The organism is Singulisphaera rosea (assembly GCF_054877945.1).
Map to the genome: position 1 here is coordinate 142,981 of NZ_JBTYIP020000019.1, position 17,883 is coordinate 160,863.

General features: G+C 65.3%; 16 protein-coding genes, 1 tRNA gene and 1 pseudogene. 2 read left to right on the forward strand and 16 right to left on the reverse strand.

Going from position 1 to position 17,883, the window contains the following annotated elements; translation table 11 throughout:
• Nucleotides 1-22: 22 nt before the first annotated feature.
• Nucleotides 23-3,271, reverse strand: a complete 3,249-nt coding sequence (locus ACYOEI_RS27015) for a PSD1 and planctomycete cytochrome C domain-containing protein (RefSeq protein ID WP_462852755.1) — start codon at nucleotides 3,269-3,271, stop codon at nucleotides 23-25.
• A gap of 37 nt (nucleotides 3,272-3,308) precedes the next feature.
• Here ACYOEI_RS27015 and ACYOEI_RS27020 point away from each other — a divergent pair, with 37 nt between their 5' ends.
• On the forward strand, nucleotides 3,309-3,464 hold the full coding sequence (locus tag ACYOEI_RS27020) for a hypothetical protein (RefSeq protein ID WP_462852756.1): 156 nt from the start codon (nucleotides 3,309-3,311) through the stop codon (nucleotides 3,462-3,464).
• A 44-nt stretch (nucleotides 3,465-3,508) separates the two neighbouring features.
• Here ACYOEI_RS27020 and ACYOEI_RS27025 read toward each other — a convergent pair whose 3' ends face one another.
• The 9 genes and pseudogenes from ACYOEI_RS27025 to ACYOEI_RS27065 form a co-directional block, all read right to left on the reverse strand.
• Complete coding sequence (locus ACYOEI_RS27025; RefSeq protein WP_462852757.1) at nucleotides 3,509-4,576, reverse strand: DUF1559 family PulG-like putative transporter; 1,068 nt, start codon at nucleotides 4,574-4,576, stop codon at nucleotides 3,509-3,511.
• A gap of 329 nt (nucleotides 4,577-4,905) precedes the next feature.
• Nucleotides 4,906-5,106: a hypothetical protein gene (locus ACYOEI_RS27030; RefSeq protein WP_462852758.1), complete on the reverse strand. Its 201-nt coding sequence runs from the start codon at nucleotides 5,104-5,106 to the stop codon at nucleotides 4,906-4,908.
• Between the two features lie 186 nt (nucleotides 5,107-5,292).
• The gene (locus tag ACYOEI_RS27035; RefSeq protein ID WP_462852759.1) at nucleotides 5,293-6,342 is read right to left on the reverse strand and encodes a DUF1559 family PulG-like putative transporter; all 1,050 of its coding nucleotides are present in this window, start codon (nucleotides 6,340-6,342) and stop codon (nucleotides 5,293-5,295) included.
• Between the two features lie 233 nt (nucleotides 6,343-6,575).
• Entirely contained in the window at nucleotides 6,576-6,782 is a 207-nt protein-coding gene (locus tag ACYOEI_RS27040) for a hypothetical protein (protein WP_462852760.1), read from the reverse strand.
• Between the two features lie 180 nt (nucleotides 6,783-6,962).
• Nucleotides 6,963-8,666 (reverse strand): LamG-like jellyroll fold domain-containing protein, encoded by a 1,704-nt coding sequence (locus tag ACYOEI_RS27045; RefSeq protein WP_462852761.1) that lies wholly within the window; start codon nucleotides 8,664-8,666, stop codon nucleotides 6,963-6,965.
• A complete protein-coding gene (locus ACYOEI_RS27050) occupies nucleotides 8,663-9,220 on the reverse strand; it encodes a sigma-70 family RNA polymerase sigma factor (protein ID WP_462852762.1) in 558 nt (185 codons plus the stop codon). The genes ACYOEI_RS27045 and ACYOEI_RS27050 overlap by 4 nt, the downstream gene beginning before the upstream one ends.
• Before the next feature lie 678 nt (nucleotides 9,221-9,898).
• A complete protein-coding gene (locus ACYOEI_RS27055; RefSeq protein ID WP_462852763.1) occupies nucleotides 9,899-10,114 on the reverse strand; it encodes a hypothetical protein in 216 nt (71 codons plus the stop codon).
• An 11-nt stretch (nucleotides 10,115-10,125) separates the two neighbouring features.
• Nucleotides 10,126-10,353: a hypothetical protein gene (locus ACYOEI_RS27060; RefSeq protein ID WP_462852764.1), complete on the reverse strand. Its 228-nt coding sequence runs from the start codon at nucleotides 10,351-10,353 to the stop codon at nucleotides 10,126-10,128.
• Nucleotides 10,354-10,504: 151 nt separating this feature from the next.
• A pseudogene (locus tag ACYOEI_RS27065) lies at nucleotides 10,505-11,422 on the reverse strand (recombinase family protein); the annotation flags it as partial.
• Between ACYOEI_RS27065 and ACYOEI_RS27070 the strand changes: the two are divergent.
• Nucleotides 11,339-11,521, forward strand: coding sequence for a helix-turn-helix domain-containing protein (locus ACYOEI_RS27070; protein WP_462852765.1), 183 nt, complete (start codon nucleotides 11,339-11,341; stop codon nucleotides 11,519-11,521). The pseudogene ACYOEI_RS27065 and the gene ACYOEI_RS27070 sit on opposite strands and share 84 nt — an antisense overlap.
• 44 nt (nucleotides 11,522-11,565) lie before the next feature.
• Here ACYOEI_RS27070 and ACYOEI_RS27075 read toward each other — a convergent pair whose 3' ends face one another.
• From ACYOEI_RS27075 to ACYOEI_RS27100, 6 genes are all read right to left on the reverse strand, one after another.
• Nucleotides 11,566-12,591 carry a tyrosine-type recombinase/integrase gene (locus ACYOEI_RS27075; RefSeq protein WP_462852766.1) on the reverse strand — a complete coding sequence of 342 codons (1,026 nt, stop codon included), beginning with the start codon at nucleotides 12,589-12,591 and terminating at the stop codon, nucleotides 11,566-11,568.
• 88 nt (nucleotides 12,592-12,679) lie between these two features.
• A tRNA-Gln gene (locus tag ACYOEI_RS27080) sits at nucleotides 12,680-12,750 on the reverse strand.
• 196 nt (nucleotides 12,751-12,946) lie between these two features.
• A complete protein-coding gene (locus ACYOEI_RS27085) occupies nucleotides 12,947-13,618 on the reverse strand; it encodes an MBL fold metallo-hydrolase (RefSeq protein WP_462852767.1) in 672 nt (223 codons plus the stop codon).
• Nucleotides 13,619-13,669: 51 nt separating this feature from the next.
• Entirely contained in the window at nucleotides 13,670-14,527 is an 858-nt protein-coding gene (locus tag ACYOEI_RS27090) for a CheR family methyltransferase (RefSeq protein WP_462852768.1), read from the reverse strand.
• Complete coding sequence (gene cheB, locus ACYOEI_RS27095; RefSeq protein WP_462852769.1) at nucleotides 14,524-15,618, reverse strand: chemotaxis-specific protein-glutamate methyltransferase CheB; 1,095 nt, start codon at nucleotides 15,616-15,618, stop codon at nucleotides 14,524-14,526. The genes ACYOEI_RS27090 and cheB overlap by 4 nt, the downstream gene beginning before the upstream one ends.
• Complete coding sequence (locus tag ACYOEI_RS27100) at nucleotides 15,615-17,858, reverse strand: HAMP domain-containing methyl-accepting chemotaxis protein (protein ID WP_462852770.1); 2,244 nt, start codon at nucleotides 17,856-17,858, stop codon at nucleotides 15,615-15,617. Before ACYOEI_RS27100 ends, cheB begins: the two co-directional genes overlap by 4 nt.
• Nucleotides 17,859-17,883 lie beyond the last annotated feature (25 nt).

Below are 17,883 nucleotides of genomic sequence, written 5' to 3' on the forward strand. Positions count from 1 at the left end.
CGAAATCCGGTTGTGATAAAATTTAGTCGACGAACATGAAATTGTTCGTCATCAGTAACACCTGGGCGTACTGCTCCCAGGGCGAGAGCCCAGCGGGTGCCGGGGCGAAGGAATTGGCCGGGGCATCCCAGGACTCGCGAGGGGATACCGTCTCACGGAGAGAAGGCTTCCAGACGATCGGGCCGGGGCCCGACCCGCCCGGGAACTCGACGACGAAGTCGACCGTGTCACCCTTCCTGACGGCGAGGTTCGCCAACGACGTGGCGACCCTCTCGTCGCAGAGTCGCCAGGTCTTGAGCACTCCCGCGCGGGACGAGACGACGCGGGCCAGGACGGTATCCCTTCGCGACCCGTTGTGCGCGAGGGTGCCGAAGAGCTCGAGCTGTGTGTCCCTCGGGGCCGTCCAGCGGAGGCACGAGGCGTCGGGGGCCGGGGACTCGGGGCGGTCCGGCCACGCCTCGCCGGCGCCCGTCCCTCGGGGCAACGTGCGGAATCCGATCACGCGGCCCGCGGCCTCGTCGACCCGACCGCGGCCGAGGGACCAGGCCGAGTCGGGGGACGGCACCTCCCCCCTCGCTCGTGGTCCGAGGAAGGCGATCGCGTGTGCCTTCTCATGGGGACTTGGGGCCCTGCCGAACACCCGAAAGTAGAGGGCACTGATGCGAGCGTCGGGCGGTCCGTCCTGCCACCGGCCCGACGCGGCTAGTCGCCTGACTTCTCCGAGGACCAGGGGGCTATTCATCAGGAAGAGTGCCTGCTGCGGCACGGTCGTCACGAACCGCCTCGGGCTGCTGGAGTCGGGGGTGGCGAAGTCGAACGTGCGATAGGCCCCGTCGAGATTCTGCCGGTCGATGAACCCGTAGACCGTCCGACGCGCCGGGAACGGCGGCTCGGTGATCGCCAAAGGAAGACCGCCGAAGGTCGTGTCGAGCGACCCGGAGACGGCGACGATCGCGTCGCGGAGCTCCTCGAACTCGAGCCGTCGACGATTGTAGCGCCAATAGAGTCGGTTCTCGGGGTCCTTCGCGGCCGCCTCGAGGCGGGATCGGCTTTGCTGACGATAGGTGCTCGAGAGCATGATCCGGCGATGGAGCGACTTGACCGACCACCCTTGACGCATGAAGTCGTCCGCCAACCAGTCGAGGAGGGCGGGGTGCGTCGGCGGCTCGCCCCGCGTCCCGAAGTCGCTGGGGGTCGCCACCAATCCCGTCCCGAAGTGGTGGATCCAGACCCGGTTGACCATCACCCGGGCCGTCAGCGGATTGTCGCGGTGCGCGATCGCCTTCGCCAACTCGACCCGGCCACTCCCGAGCCGGAACGGCTCTCGCGTCGGACCGCCGAGCACCGCGAGGAACCGCCTCGGCACCGTCTTACCCTCCCTTCCCGGGTTGCCTCGGAGGAAGACGTGCGGCTCAACCGGCCTGGACCGGTCGTTCAATACCATGGCCCTGGGGGGTGTACCGGGGTGCGTCGCCTCGAGGGCGACGACTTTGTTGTTCAACTCCTTGATCTGCTCCTCTTCGGCCCTATCGAGGAGCCCTCCGAGCTCCGAAGCCGGCACGGTCGCGAGGCGGCCCTCGGCGTAGAGCTCCTGCCGAAGCTGCTCCCAGGAGGGGTCGAGCAGGGCCTTGGCTCCACCCGCCTCGGCCTCATGCCAACGCTTCTCGGCCTCATCGAACAGTCGACCGTAGCACTCGGCAGCCTCCGCCAACGTCGCGAGCGGCGCCTCGGCCAACGCCCGAGCGACGACGGGATTGACGACCTTCGGCCCGTCGGCCCCGGCCAACGACCTGACGACGCCGGGGGCCTTGATCGCGAATTCGGCCGCCGGGATCGACTCGAGCGCGAGCCATGGGGCGTACACGGGGTCGGCGGTCGCTCGGCTTGCGGCGAGCCTGGCTCGCCAGCGCTTGATCAAATTCGAGAGCCGATCGACGCCGAGCCCGACGGCCCTGGCCCGCTCCTCGAGCGCCGGGTGATCCGACGCGAAGCCCAGGCCGGCCGCCGTGCGGAGGTAGAGCCCGGCTCGGCTGCGGTAATCGGCCCGGATCTCGGCGAGCTTCGCCGAGAGGTGGTCGCCTTTCGCCTTCTCCAGCACCGCGCGTTTCTCACGGTAGTCGCGTGCGAGCGACTCCGTCGCCGACGCTGGGAGCTCCGGCAAGATCTCCGGCTCGAAGGAGCTGGCGAAGACCCCGTAGAGCGAGTAATAATCCTCGGTGGGGATCGCGTCGAACTTGTGGTCGTGGCAGCGGGCGCAGGCAACGCTCAGGCCGAGCAGGCCTCGGCCGACGACGTCGATCCGGTCGTCGATGATGTCGTGCTCGTTGTTTCGGAACCGCCGGCCGACCGTGAGGAAACCCAGGGCCGCCAGGGTTCTCGGGTCGTACCCGGGCCCGAGTCGGTCGGCGGCGAGCTGTTCCAGGATGAAGTCGTCGTACGGCTTGTCCTCGTTGAACGCGCGGATCACGTAATCGCGATAAGTGTAAGCATATGGATATCGCCGTTCTTCCCTGAACAGATACCCTTTGGTGTCGGAGTATCGGGCGACGTCGAGCCAGTGCCTCCCCCAGCGCTCGCCGTAGGCAGGCGACGCCAGGAGCCGCTCGACGACCCGCTCGTAGGCGCCCGGCCCGGGGTCGTTCACGAACGCCTCGACGTCCTCGGGGGTCGGCGGCAATCCGGTCAGGTCGAACGTGGCGCGTCGGATCAGGGTCCGGCGGTCGGCGGTCGTCGAGGGGGCCAGTTTCATCGCCTCGAGTCGTTCGAGGATGAAGTTGTCGATCGGGGTGCGAATCCATGCTTCGTCCGCCACCCCGGGGAGGGGCCCGGGGCGGACGGGCAAGTAAGACCAGTGTGGCGATACGTCCGACCCTCGTGCCCTTCTCAACACGACGTCCTCGGGCCAGGGGGCGCCCAGGGCAACCCAGTCGACGAGCGAGTCGATCTCGGGCGCGGTGAGCGCCCGCTTCGGTGGCATCTTGAGCGCTTCGTGAGTCCGCCGCACGGCCCGAATCAAGAGCGACTGCTCCGGTTCGCCGGGGACGATCGCCGGGCCGCTCTCCCCCCCTTCGAGGAGTGCGGACCGGCCGTCGAGCCGCAACCCCGACGATTGCTTCTCCGCGCCGTGACAGCCGAGGCACGACTCCACCAGGACTGGCCGGACCTTCGTTTCGAAAAATGTGGCCTGCTCAGGAGAGACGACCGGCGGGGCGCCGAGGGTCCCGACCCCGGCAACCAGGACACTCGCGACAAACCAAGCCGCGGTTCGCATCGGCAATCGACCGTTTCGATGTCGCATCTCGAGATCCATGGGGAAAACGTGGGCGGCGGACGATCGTTCGGACGCCGGCTTCAACGTCGAGGTCGATCACGACGGGTCGCGCGGGTGGGGCCATCCGCGCTCGTCCACGCCCGGGCGACTCGCCGACGTCCCCACCCGCCGGTTGCGGACCGCCGAGGCGTAACCGCCCGGGCCTGAAGGCCCGAGCGGGTGGGGGGCTCGGCACGGTCAGTAGCTATCGGCGGAGACGACCTCGCCTCCGTCGCGGGAGCCGATTGCCATCCAGGTGCTCTGGTTGATGGTCGACTTGACGAAGCGGACCGAGGCGTCCGCGAAGGCCACATTGACCCCGCCGGCGTGGTTGCTGCTCACCGTCATGATGGAAGCGGTGTCCACTCCGCAGTCGTCGCCGCAGCCGAAACGGCAAGCGGAGAACGTGTAGTTCGACGGGTTGGGGGGAAAGATGATATTGGTGAAGGTGAACCCGACCGTCCCTTGCGCCCAGCGGTAGCCCGTGTTGGTGCGGAAGCTCGGGCTGGTGATCGCGGCCTGGCACTGGTTGGCCATGGCCAAGACCGATGGCATGTTCATCCTCGCATCTCTGAGTGCCGTATTGCCGCTGAGTCCCGACTTATACCAGCGGTATTTCTGGACCGGGCCCGAGAAACTGGATGTGTCCTCAGTCTCGCTCCAGGTCCCGCCCGATCCGACGAGGACCTCGGTCGCGGCGATCGTGTTAGAGGTCCCGTCGGTGACATTCGCCACACTATACGCGACAAGGTTGGCGAAGAGGCCGTTCGAGTCGGAGGACGTGGTATCCGTGCCGGTGCCGAAATTGCCCACGTAGTTGTTATTGTTCTCAATGCCGACCTGGCCATCCGAAGGGCACATGAACGCGGAGATTTTGGTCTCCCAGACGGTGAGGTTGGTCCAGGTCCCGTCGGAGTTTAGCGGCGTCCGGGGGTAGCATGCGAAGCTGAAATTACACGAGTTGTAGACCGCGTTCTGCTCCAGATAGGGGAGCAGGAAGGCATGGGCCCCGAACGTGCCCCAGGTCGTGGAGCCGGCCCCGGGCGCGGTCTGGGCGGCGGCGCTCATCATCGGGAAGCAACCCACACCCTGGTGGTAGTTGTGGATCGCCAGCCCGAACTGCTTGAGGTTGTTGATGCACTGGGCCCGCCTGGCCGCCTCGCGGGCCGACTGCACCGCGGGCAGCAGGAGGGCGATGAGGACGGCGATGATCGCGATGACGACCAACAGCTCGATCAACGTGAAACCGCGACGTTTCCCTGACATGAGCATCCTCCGGAATCGAAAACTAGGACGATACGAACGAGGCAACGACCTCGCCCGGCGAGGGCGAGGAAAACGGGATTCGTGACAACGAAGCGACGGGCCGCCGAACAGGCTTGAGGCTCCGGACACCGACGAGAAGAAGGATTTGGGGCGAGGGCCCCCCGCCAAGGGGATCGCGACACTGCACCCGGCTTGGTATCTGGGCTCGGAGATCCGAGGCCACCGGCGGTCGACCGATGCCACCGTTCCGGCTGCTGTCTATGCTCCTTCGATGTATGCGCTTGCGTACGGGGCCGTTAACGTCTCCCTCCTCTGACGACGGTAGCCCACTACCGCGCCCGGGGCCTGCCTTTTCCCTTACCCTTGAGACTTTGGTAATAATCGCGCATCGACTTCTGCGTCTTCGCGTCGGCCTTCAGGACTTGGGCCTGCGACAGCGGGGTCGGGGCCATGCCGAAACCGCAGCCTTGGAACGACCCGGCCGAAACCGCCAGGGCAAGGCCGATCGCCAGGGGATGATGAGGACGCATCGAGATAGGGTCTCCAGGGCTGTGGGACGAGGGGTAGGGCGAACGTCGCCCCCGAACGTTCGTCGGAGATCTCGGACTGCGCAGGGCGCCACATCCGTTGCCCGACGTCGTGCCGGTCTTCCTTCTCATATAATCGAAGCGGGAGCGGGCCCGGCCCCGACGCCGGCCCGCGGTCGCAGGGCTCGATCAGTCGCCATCGTTGGAGACGACCTCTCCACCATTTCGCGTCCCGAGAGACATCCACGTATGCTGGTTGATTGATTCTTTGAAAAAATGGACCGAGGCGTCGGCGAAGAGCACGTTCAGCCCCCCCGGATGGTTGCTGCTGGGCACCTCGAGGTGGGCGAAGTCGGCCCCGCAGCCGGGGTTGCAATTCCACCGACAGGCCGAGAAGGTGAACCGTCGCGAGTTGGGCGTGATGATGATGTTGGTCATCGTGATCCCGGGCGAGCCCATCTGCCAACGCATCCCCTTATTCGGGTTGCTGCCGGGGCCGTTCAACATCATCGTCCGCATGCAATGATCGCCCGCGGCCATGACCGCGGGCAGGTCCGTGCGTGCATCGTCGAACTTCAGGCGGTCGGGAACGCCGTCGAAGACGCCCGAGACCACCGAGCGATACTTCACGCCCAGGTTCTCATAGTCGCCGACGAGTTCCTCGACGGCGGCGATCGTGTTGGAAGTCCCGTCGGTCACGCTGGCGATGGTGAAGCCGGCCCAGGGGGCGAAGAGCCCATTAGTGTGATCCGAATACGGGTCGGTCCCGGTCCCGATCGAGCCGAAATAGCTATTGAAATGGTCCTTGCCCGCGTTGCCGTCCGAGGGGCAGAGGAAAACCGCGACCGCGGTGTCCCAGACCGTGATGTTGTTATACGAGCCACCCCCGTGCCCTTCGTAGGTCGTCCAGGAGAAGTTGCACGAATTGTAGATCGCGTGCTGTTCGAGGTAGGGCAGCAACATCGCATGCGCCCCGAAGGTCCCCCACTCCGTGAGCGTCGAGCCGTCCGCGGGCATGTCGGTGTGCGCCCGGGTGTTGGCCAACGGAAAGGTGCCGATCGCCTGGCAGTAGTTGTGGAGCGCCAGGCCGAATTGCCTCAGGTTGTTGACGCAACGGGCGCGTCGGGCCGCCTCTCGCGCCTCCTGCATCGCCGGCAGCAACATCATGATCAGGATCGAGAGCGTCGCCATCACCACGAGCATCTCGATGAGGGCGAGACCGCGACGACTCCTTGACATGGATTCTCCCGACTCGATGAAAGAAGAGGAAGAATGCCGCGCGATAGGGACGGGCCAATCTAGAAGATTCGTGTATTTGTCCGAATAACCTTCGAGTCATCCGCCGCCCCGGTCGCTGGCCTGCTGGCCGACCACTCCCATGTTCTTCGCGTGGGAACAAGGCGGACTCTTGTGCCAAGCTTCACTTCTGGGAGGGCAACCTTTCTCGTCGAGGCTATCGCCGCTCGGGTTCGTTATCGATACTTACCTTGGCTGCTCGCATTGCTCGCCCTGTCCTTGGCCTGCATATACCGACGAACCGCATCCCTGCCGTTCGCATTGGCCTTCTTCGCCAACGCCGAGGTATTGGCCCGCCCCTCGGTGATCCTGCCATCGCAGCCGACGGCTGAGAAAGAGACCAGCGGGGCCAGGCACATCGCCACCGCCCTTAATCGACTCATCGCCCTGCCGTCCCGGTTTCCGGAGAAGGCCCACACATGTTTCCCCAAGGGTGCTGGTTCGAGCCTCATCGACCGCGTCGCATCGTGAAAGGGTCGGGCCGCCGTGCGCGTCGAAGTCTAAATGGTGGGCCCGCGACTGCCCGACGTGCCAGGTCATGCGGGCGAGCCCACCATTGACAATCACTCCTCGCGCGCCGGCGGGGCAGCCAACTGAAAATGCTCACGGATTTGCTCGGCGGGGAGCGGATGGTCGTAGATGGCGAGTTCGTCGAACCGGCCGACGAAAGAGCGGCTGTCCATCGGATTGAGCGGGTCGATTGTCCGACGGCCGACGACCATCCGACAATACAGGTCCGGGTGGTCCGGCTCCTGCGTGGTCGTGTGGACCCAGGCACCATCGACGAAGAGGTCCATCCTTACTCCATCCTTCTGTGCCACGACGTGATGCCAACGCCTCGGGAGACAGATGTCGTTGGAAAAGATGCTGGATCCGACATCGACTTCGAGCGGCCAACGGCGGAGGAATTCGACCGAGCCCGGCCTGCTCAACGAACGGCCTTCGTAAGCCGTCGTCTCCGTGAGGAACGCGTGGACATACCGCGAGCGATGACCTGCCGGGAAGATCTCGGGGGCGGGGAAGAGGCCGACCAAGGAGGCCCGGCCGAAGTTCTCGGCCAAGAACCAGAATTCGACGGCGTAGCCCGGCCGAGACGAGAGCTTCCACAGGTTGCCAGAGGTCAGGAATTGACCGGGCGAGCCGGCCGTGAAGAGGGCGAAACCGTTCCCTTCGGCCTTGCCGGAGAAGGCCACCGGCCCGTTTGCCCAAAGCCTCGGCCCGTCTGAGACTTCGTTCGGTACCCGCCCATCGACCAGGGACTCGAACCTCCAGAAGCCCTTGGGCCGGGACCTCCGCACAGCGTCGGGATAGGCCGGGGCCAGGCGGAGTTCCGGGAGCTCCGGCTCAGTGATTTGGATGTAACGCGACGGCTGGGCATCGCCCTCGGCGACTCGGCCGGAGTCCATGTCGAACTCGAACTCTTGTCCCTGGTCGACGAACTGGGTGACTTGGGCAACGCCCGACCGGTCGAGCAGGGTCGCCTCGGCCGTGCCTTCGAAGACCATAACCCGTAAGGTCCTTTCGGACTCGACGTTCAGCCCGAATTCGGCCCCGTGATCGACCACGACTGATCTTGGGCTGATGACGACGAACCCTTCGCCCCCTTTTGGGATCCTGGCCCGCAGCCGGCCTTGACGACAGAAGATGGTGTCAATGGAGACGAGGTCGATGTCCGTCGGGCCCTCCAAAGTCAGAATCACGCCATTGAGGAAGAGGAGCGTGGCACGGCCCGAGAGGATGCGGAACCGGCCCGGCGATTGGATCGCCCCGACCGAAAGCGCCGGGTGCCCGGACGGCTCTCCCTGCGCCGACGCGAGGTCCGTCACGATCGCCAAAGACTTCGCCCCATCGCCCGCGAACGGCCGGTTCGCCGAGAATGGGACCTCTCGCTTCGTTCTCGGCCAGAGGAGCGCGGTGAAAACGATCGCGAAGACCGCTGCCGCCGCGAGGGGGCCCCAGAGCCTCGGTTGCGACACAGGCCGTGTCGAGGATCCAGCGCCGTGGACCCTCCTCATGATGTCGTCTTCGTGATCCTCGTCCTCGGCCGAATCCTCAGCCCCCCACCCCAACATCTCCTGCAGCAGGAGCCATCGCGGCTCCGCGGTTTGGACGGCCTTGAGCATGCCGAGGAGGCGGATCTCGTCAACGAACGACTGCTGAAACTCGCCGTCCTCGCGGAGTCTTGCCAGCAACCGCTCGGCGTGAGGTCGATTGATCTCTTTCCCTCGCCAGGCCGCGAGCAGGTCGATCAGGTCGTCGTCCATCATTCCAACACCTTGAGCATGCATTCCCTGAGCAGTTGGTTCGCCCGGTAATGGAGGCGATAGACTGCGCCGACCGACGTATTCAACTCGCCGGCCAAGTCCACAGGCTTACCTCCGTCGAGACCGGAGCGGACGACTCGTCGCATGCGCCCCGGGAGCCTGCTGATGCACTCCAACAACGCCTCGATCGAATCCGAACGGTCCGCCGACACAGCATGCTCGAGCCTCGCCCCTATCTCTCGGGCGACATCCTCGTGGAATCGCTCCATAGCCTTGCGCTGACGAGAGTTGTTCCTGAAATATTCACAAATCTTGTTTCGTGCAATTCCCCTCAGCCATGCACCGAAATTATCCCCCTTGCGGAACTCGCCGAGGCCGCGGAAGGCGGCGAAGAAGACATCCTGGGCCAAGTCGTCGACCACATCCAGGTGGTGGATGTAGGCGGCGATATAGCTCCGCAGGAACAAGGAGCGGTCGCGGATGATCTTCCGGAACGCATCCTTATTGCCCCGCAGCACTTCATCGATGACGGACTCGATTTCAAGCGGTTCCAGCATGTCCAGAAACTTTGAGGAAGGGCTTCATGGCCGTCGGCGGTCTCGTGGTCTGCCCCGGCGATTTCGAGATTACGGCATGACTACCCTGATTGGGTGAGATCAAAGGAGATACCACGCGAGCAGCCCCTGTCCAGGCAACTTGCTCACCCGGGTACGCTTGCGCAAGACGTTCGTCGGGGGTACCTCTTCCAAATTCAAGCCCAAAGGCCTCGGCTCGAATTCCAGCCAGCGGGGATTTGGCCGAAGTCAGCTCTAAAACCCCGCCTTGCTTCGCCGCTCTGCCCCTCCCGCAAGAATGAAAGCGTTGGCAAAACCATACGCCCCTATTTCTCCGAAGACTTCGACTACTTATTAGCCACTAGATGCCCTGATTCGACACGACTTCCCAAAAAATTTGGCTGCTCTTACGAGCGGACCGGGGACCTCATCTCCAAGAATTCGGCGAGAGAGCACGAGGAGGCCGGACCGACGACCGCGTGACTCGCCAGGCCCTCTTCGCAGGCCCCGTTGGCCGAGGCAACATCCCCGGCAAGATCACTTCGAGGACGCGCGCCCAGCGTCCGTCGAGAAGTCAGGTTTCATCCCCCTGGGGGTATCGAGGTCGTCGTTTGTCGCCCGATAGCTAAAAAGAGAGACCGTGGCGGGCGGCCTCGAGGGCCTCCCGCTCGGTCTGGAGCCTCAACGCTCAGGCGGGCCGGAGCCCAGTTCATAGACCCAGCAGACGAGACACGAGACGACGACGATCCCCGCGATGAAGTGGACGTCGGACCAGTCGTTGGCCAGCACGTATCCGGCGAGCCAGGACACGCCCGTGGCGTAGCCCGAGGCATACCATGCGGCGGTCAGGACGCGGGATTCGGCGATCCGCGTGATGCGGAGGTGCGCGCCGACCAAGGATGACGGGTTTACCGAATACTTACGTCACCCCCTGACCCCCTCAAGCCACAAGTATCCGAACTACTGAGGCTCGCCTCCAACGCCGCCGGCTCGACGGCCGCCAGGACCCGGCCCGCGACCAGTTCGTCGAGCACTGGGCCGGAGAGGCTCTGGCAGAGCGGCTCGCCATAGCCCGTGGGTCCACGAGAACAAGTGTAAGCGTGAAGATTCTTCGGGCCTGAGTAGAGCACGATCATCCGCCGCCCGCATCGCCCGCATCGCCCGCAACCCGGCGAGCAGCGAGTGCCCTCGTCGCGGCGAGCCCGGTCGGTCCTGGCGTGCCCGATTGGCCTCGAGCCGCTCCTGATTGGCCCGGAACCGATCCCAGGTGATGTACGCCGGCAGCCGGTCGCGGATCAGCACCAGGCAGTCCTCAGGCCGGCGAACCTTCTTGCCGGTGGCCGGCCGGCCCGGCTGCTTATGCCGCGGGTCGACCGGCCGGTGGCCGAATCGGTAGGCCCCGGCGTAGCTCGGGTGATGCATCAGGTTCGAGAGCGTCGTCCGGTTCGGTCGCCGCCATTCGAGCTCGCCTCGGTTCGGGCCGGAATTGGACCGGACCGGGATGCGGATCCCGTGACGGACCAGGTAGCAGAGCAGGCCGTGCAAGGTCGTCTCCCGATCGAATCGATCGAAGATCAGCCGGACGGTGGCCTGCACCCTCTCGTCGGGGTCGATGGCCCACTCGCCCGTGGCGAGCCGGACGTAGCCGAGCGGGGGCAGGCCCATCAACGCCCCGCGGCGGGCCTTGTTGAGCTTGCCCTGATACATGCGTTCCTTGAGGACATGAAGCTCCGCCTCGCTCATCATGCCGTGCAGGCCGAGTAGGAGCCTGTCGTTGTGATCGGCCGGGTCGTAGACCGCCTCGGCGTCGGCCAGCAGCACGCGGAAGCGGGCACAGAGCTCCAGGAGCTGGTGCCAGTCCCGGTTGGAGCGGGCCAGGCGGCTCATCTCCAGGCCGAGGATCAGCCCGACGTGGTCGAGGGCGACCTCGGCCAGCAATCGCTGGAATCCGGTCGCCGGCCGGGAGGAGCCCGAAAGTCCCGGTCTGTTCCGCCGATGGGCGGACTCTCTCGGGTTCGGGACGTTCGCGAGATCGAAGTCGGCGTGATCGAGTGGAGATCGACCGGACAGCACGACGCGAGGATACGCCGAGGGAGCGGCGGGGAGGGAGGAGGGTGGAGTGTGACTGTTAAGGAATTCGCCGAGCGGGCGGAGATCAGCCTGAGCCTCGCCTATGTTCTCGTCGCGGAAGGCCGGGTCCCCCATCGCCGGATCGGCCGGGCGGGGAAACGGGGCGCGATCCGCATCGCCGAGGAGGACTTCGCCAGGTTCATCGAATCGACCCGTTGCGCTGAGGCGGGGTGAATAGGGCGGCGCAGGGATGCGGCCGCCCGTTTGATTTCGGCCTACTACGGGAGGCGTTTCGTCGCCTGCTCGGCGGCCTTTCTCAGGTGCTCGCGCTTCTCCCTGAGCTTGGAGTAGTGCTTGTGCAGGATCGCCGTCCCGGAGTGCCCCATGAGCTCGGCAACCGTGGCGTCCGGCACGCCCTTCTCCAGTGCGTCCGTCGCGAAGGAATGGCGATAGACATACGCCGTGACGTTGCCGTCCAGCCGGTCCGACTTGCGGACCTTCTTCCGGCGAAACCGGCAGTTGATCGCCTGGAGGGTCCACGGGTTGCCGTCTTCGTAGCGGAAGATCGGCCCGGACGGGTTCTTCGCCGCCAAGCGGCGCGTCACCTCGATCAGGGTGGTGTTCATGTACACCACCCGGTCCTTCCCCGTCCGGCGGGTCGTCTTGCCCTTGATGACCCAGACGCCGAGCTCGAAGTCGACGTCGGCGGCGGTCACCTTGATCGCCTCGCCGGGCCGGATCCCCGACTCGGTCATCGCCGTGAGCAGGTCGCGGAACGGGTCGCCCTCGGGATACCAGGCGAGGATCCGGTCGCGCTCGGCCTCGCTGAGCACCCGCTCCCGGACGGTGGCCGCGGGCTTCTCGTAATCCTCGATCGGGTTGGCGGCGATGAGCCGGTTCTCGGTCGCCCAATTGAGGAGCCGCTTCAGCACCGTGACGGCGGAGCGCTGGGAGCTCGGCCCCCAGGACTTCTTCCGCTCGGCGTTCAGCCAGGCCCGGACGTGCCGGGGCGCGATGTCGGGCGGGGCGAGCTTGGGGTAGCGACCGGAGAAGTCGTCGAGGAAATATCGATACCAGGCCGCCGTCTTCGGGGTCACGTCGTTGGCGGAATCGGCGAGGAATTGCTCGACGAGCCCGGCGAGGGAGAGGCCCTTCATGGGGCGCGACAGCCCCTCGGACGCCATCAGGCGGTGGAACTTCTTGTCGGCTTCCTTCTTGTCCTTGCCCAGGGGATGCTGGACGCCGTCGATCTTGACGTACCAGCTCTGGGTCTGCTCGCGGAACCAGGGCTTGGGGACTCGCATAAGGGGCCTCCGATGCGGTGCACGAAGGGTGCACTGAGGGGAGGAGCGGGTCGAGCCGGTTTGTCGTAAGTCGTTGTGGGGTGAGGAGCTGGGGATCTAGGATTCGAACCTAGACTAACTGATCCAGAGTCAGCCGTGCTACCGTTACACCAATCCCCAAAGGAGTGAGATGAGCGACCACTGCCGTGCTCACCTTGCGACATCCTACGATCTCATCCGGATCCCTGCAAGACCATTGGACGAGGTCTCGAAAAGAAGTTGGGTGGGAGCTGTTTCGAGATTCCAGGACGGGCAATCGGGGTGGAAGCAGTTTCAGGAGAAGACGTTAGACCAGATCGGGGAATGAGGCGGTTCCTCAAGGATTTGGGAGTGAGTTCACGAACTTCAAGAATTCGTCGGTGTCGCGCAGGGGAGGGCCGTGGCCGAAGCAGATGAGCGTGGGCTCGAGGCGAGCGAGGGAGCGGGCGGATTGGCGGTTGAGGAGGGGGTCGGGGGTAAAGATTCGGGGAGGCTCTCTCAGGGAAGGGATGTTGGTGCAGGGGATGGTGTTGGCCAGGACGTCGCCGAGGATGAGGACGCGGTCGGTGGGGCGCCAGAAGGCGATGTGGCCCGAGGTGTGGCCGGGGGTCTCGAGGACCTGGAAGCCGCCGACGTCATCGCCCGAGCGGAGGCGGCGGGAGACAGGGTGGCCAGGGCCGGAGGCGAGGGCGCCGATGGTCCGGTTGAGCCAGTGGTCGGGGAGGCGGGCGATGATCAGGTCGGGGGATTCGGCGGCGTCGGCGTCGCGTTCGCCGCACCAGAGGGGGATGTCGAACGTCTCGCAGACGGCGTGGCTCGCACCCTGGTGGTCGGGATGGGCATGGGTCAAGGCATGGGCCCGAAGTGGCCGTCCTCGGAGCTGGCGGAGGATTCGACCGCGATCGAACCGGGTGCCGGCGTCGATGAGGATGTCGCCGACGAGGTAGACGTTGATCGCGTTGGAGGGGAATCCGTCGAGCTGCTCGAGGTCGTCGGCCAGGTGTTTCATCAGAGCACTCCCGTGGACCGAGGCGAGGAGGCTGCGAACGAAGGCGATGAGTCACGGCTTTCGGTAGTAGACGGTATTGCCCGATCGTTCGAGGACGAATGCGTCGCTCACCCCATAGAGGCTCTCCGCCGCGCCAACGATCAGGAGGCCCTGGGGATTGAGGGCCGAGTAGAGGGCGTTGCAGAGCCGGCGGCGGGTCGTCTCGTCGAAGTAGATCAGCAGGTTGCGACAGAGGATCAGGTCGAACGTGCCGAGCTCGGGTAGAGGGCGGACGAGGTTCAGGCGACGGAAGTCCACGAGGTGGCGGAGAGAGGCTCCGGCGACCCAGGTCTCGTCCTCCTGGTGGAAAAAACGGTCGCGCTGCTCTCGGGTCAGTCCTCGGCCGAGCTCGGTGGTGGAGTACCGACCCGCCCTGGCCACGGCGAGGGCGTTGCTGGAGATATCCGTGGCGAGGATCGAGACGTCGTCGAGAGAGAGGCCGGGGATCCTCCGCGAGTTGACGACGTCGGTCAACGCCATCGCGACGCTGTAGACCTCCTGGCCGGTGGCGGCGGCGGAGCACCAGAGACGTAGTTTGCTCGGGGATGGACGATCTCGGGAGCGGCGTTCGACGTGTCTTTGCGCGAGGGCGGGGAAGATTGTACGACGGAGCTCGTCGAACGGGTGGCCATCGCGGTTGAACGACGTCTCCTTGGTCGTGATCGCCTCGACGGCCTGTTCCTGGAGGATGAGGCTGCCGGGCTGTTTCAACCGCTGGAGGAAGAGCTCATAGGAAGGGAGGCCGTTGGCGATCAGGATGGGCTCGAATCGAGATTTGATCAGATATTCTTTGTCGGCAGTGATGACGATGCCGCAGAGGTCGTGGACGACCTTGCGGATCTCCTGGAATGCGGTGGGGCTCAGGTTCATGGCGGCGTACCCGGCCCGAGGAGCGAGGCGACGGCCGGGCCGATCCGTTCCAGCGGGAGGATCGCATTGACGAAGTTCGTCGCGGCCGCGGCGCCGGGCATCCCCCAGACAACGCTGGTGGCCTCGTCCTGGGCGATCACGTAGGCCCCCTTGCGCTTGAGGGGACCCAGGCCTTTCGCGCCATCGGTCCCCATCCCCGTGAGGATGATCGCGAGGATCGATGGAGGGTAGGCCATCGCCAGCGAACGGAACAGGACGTCGACCGAAGGGCGGCAGCCGTTCTCGGGAGGCTGATTGTTGAGGGCCACAATATGCCGAGAGTCCTGGAGACGGATGACCATGTGCTGGCCCGCCGGCGCGATGTAGACCGTCGAAGGCCGAACATCCTCGCCGTGGGTGGCCTCGACCACCCGAGACTCGCACTTCCTTGCCAGGCTCTCAGCGAAAAACCTCGACATCCCCGAAGGGAGGTGCTGGACGATGAAGATGGGGAGAGACGTCCGCTGGGTCAGGATCGGGAGGAGTCCGGCGAGGGCAGGGGGGCCGCCCGTCGATGACCCGATCGCGACCGCCCGGAATCGGCCCGGGGCAACGATCGGGATCGAAGCCGTTGGTGAGGGTGTTGCCTGGACCGCTTGCGGCGTCTGGGGAGGTCGGTTCCTCCGCTGGGCGAAGAGGTCGATCTTCTCGAAAAGCTGCTGCTGGAGGAGGACGGCATTGGACCGTTCGTCCGGCCCGTCGGGCTTGCGGATGAAGTCGAAGGCCCCGCGCTGGAGGCCTTCGACCGTGATCGCCGCGCCGCGGTCGGTCAGGGCGCTGACGAGGAGGACGCCGATGGGTGGCTGGTTGGTCCGCGACGCGTTGATCGCCTGGATGTCGGTGAGCGTCTGCAAGCCCCCCTGCCCGGGCATGTTCACGTCGAGGGTGACCAGGTCAATCGGGGATTGGCAGATGAACTCGAGGGCCTTCTCGCCGCTCCAGACCGAGCCGACGACTCGGATGTCCTGTCGCCCCTCAAGCGCGTCTTGCAGGGCGCCCCGGAAGATCCGGGAGTCGTCGACGATCAGGACACGCAGCGGTTCGAGGCTCATGGGGCAGTCGCGTCTTCCGTGCTCAGCTTGAATCGGCCGACCAGTGTGCGGAGTTCCTTACCGATCTGGTCGAGGAGGTCGGCGGAATTGTTCACCATCGTGGCCGACTTGTTGGTCGACCGGGAGGCGTCGCTGACGCCGTGGATGTCGGAGGAGATGCCCCCGGCGGCCTTGGCCGCCTCGGCGACGTTGCGGGAGACGTCGGTCGCCCCCCGGGCGGTCTCGGCCACGTTCCGGGACATGTCTCCCGCGGCCTTGGCCACCTCGGCGATCGACCTGGCGATGTCTCCGACCCCCTTGTTCGCCTCGCCCACATTCTGGGAGATCATCGTCGCGGCCCGCGTCTGTTTCTCCACCGACATCGTGATTCTACCGGCAGACGCGTTGATGTCCTTAATAATTTGCGAGACGTTCTGGATTACCTCGACCGCTTGCCGAGTGTTGTTCTGGACGCCCTCGATCTTCTTCGCGATGTCCTCGGCAGCCTTGGCGCTCTGGTTGGCGAGCTCCTTGATCTCGTGGGCGACGACGGCGAACCCCTTGCCCGCCTCGCCGGCCGAGGTGGCCTCGATCGTGGCGTTCAGGGCCAGGAGGTTGGTCTGAAGCGCGATCATCTTGATCGTCTCCGTAACCTTGCTGATCTCGACGCCCGAGCGGTTGAGGAGCTGGATCGTCTGGGTGGCCGAGTCCGCCATTCGGCTCGCGTCGCCGGCGATGGTGGAGCCTTCGCGGACGTCCTTGAGGACGTCCGCGAACGAGTTCGAGATCTCGCCGACGGCGACGGAGACGACGCCGACGTTGGTCGAGGTCTGCTCGGCGGCCGAGGAGATCGTGCCGACGTTGATGCTCATCTGCTCGCTGGCGGAGCTGATCGACGCGACGTTGACGCTCATCTCCTCGGCGGCGGCGGCCATCGTGCTGATGTTCGTCGAGAGCTCCTCCGCGGCGCTGGCGACGCTGGTCGCCTTGAGCGAGGCTTGTTCGCTCTGCGAGAGGAGCTGGTTCGATACGCCGGAGAGGCCGTCGGCGGAACCGGCGAGCTCGTCGGAGACCTTCTGGATCTCGTTGACGACCTGAGAGAGGGAGTTGGCCAGGGCATTGGTCGCGTCGGAGAGCTGGCCGACCTCGTCCCGTTGGTGGAGCGGGACCCGTTGTCGCAGGTCGCCCAGGGCCATCGCCTGGGCGAGGTTGCGGAGTTCGGAGACCGGCCGGGTGATCGACCGCGTCATGAGGGCGGCCAAGAGGCCACCGAGGATGACACCGGCGATCGTCACCGACAGGATGCCCCAGATCCCGCTCTGATACGTGGCCTCGCTGAGGTCGCGGCCCGCTTTCGCTTCGTTCGTGAGTAATTCGTCGATCTCGTCGATCCGCTTGCCGCAATCGTCGGCCGTGACCTTGGAGCCGGTGAGCGTGATCGCAACCGATCGATTATTCGAGTTGGTTCTCGAGAGTTTGATCAACCCGGCCAGTGCCGTTCTCAGGTCTCCAAGCGCGGCGAGGGGCTCGACCTGGGTGGTCGGGTCGCCGCCGGATGCGGCCGCGAGTCCATTCTGGAGCTGCTCCTGGATCTCCGCCATCTTCTTCTCGAGGGCGCTCATCTCATCTTCGTCGGACGCCTCGATGTGCTTGGCCGCGCTCGGGATCAGCTCCAGGAGTGCGGTGTGGAGCTTGTAGACCGCATCGAGGCGGGCGAGCTCCGCCGCGTTGGGGGGATTCTTGGACGCGACCGCCGCGAACCATTTCTGGAAGTAGGCGGCGAGGATATTCGCCTGGCGCCGGACGTCGCCGGCGAGTTGCTTCCTCGCCTTGACGTTCGTGTTCTGCACCGAGAGGTTCAGGACTTCCTCGTTGACCTTCTCGTACGCGACGAGAGCGTCATTGAGCGCCCCGACGGCGACGGCCTGCGCCTCGACGTGGTCCTGGAGGATTAGCCCGCTGAGCCGGTCGAAGACGGTGTGGGCCTGTGACAGGCTCGCCCGCGACAGGGCCGCGAACTCCTTCGACCGCTCGTCGTCCGGCGAGAGGATCGAGTTCTTCTGGGCGCGGATCGTGTCGAGGATGTGGACCTGGAGTTGGGACGTTAGCTTGCTCTTGAGGATCGTCCGATCCACGAGGTTGCGGTTCTGGGAGTTCACCCGCTCCAGACGATTAACGGCGACGATGGCGACGACCAGTATCGAGGTCATCAGGATGACCGTCAGCACGAGCATCTTGTGGGCGAGCTTGAGGTTCTTCACGAGAGTTATCCGCGAAAGAAGGTCG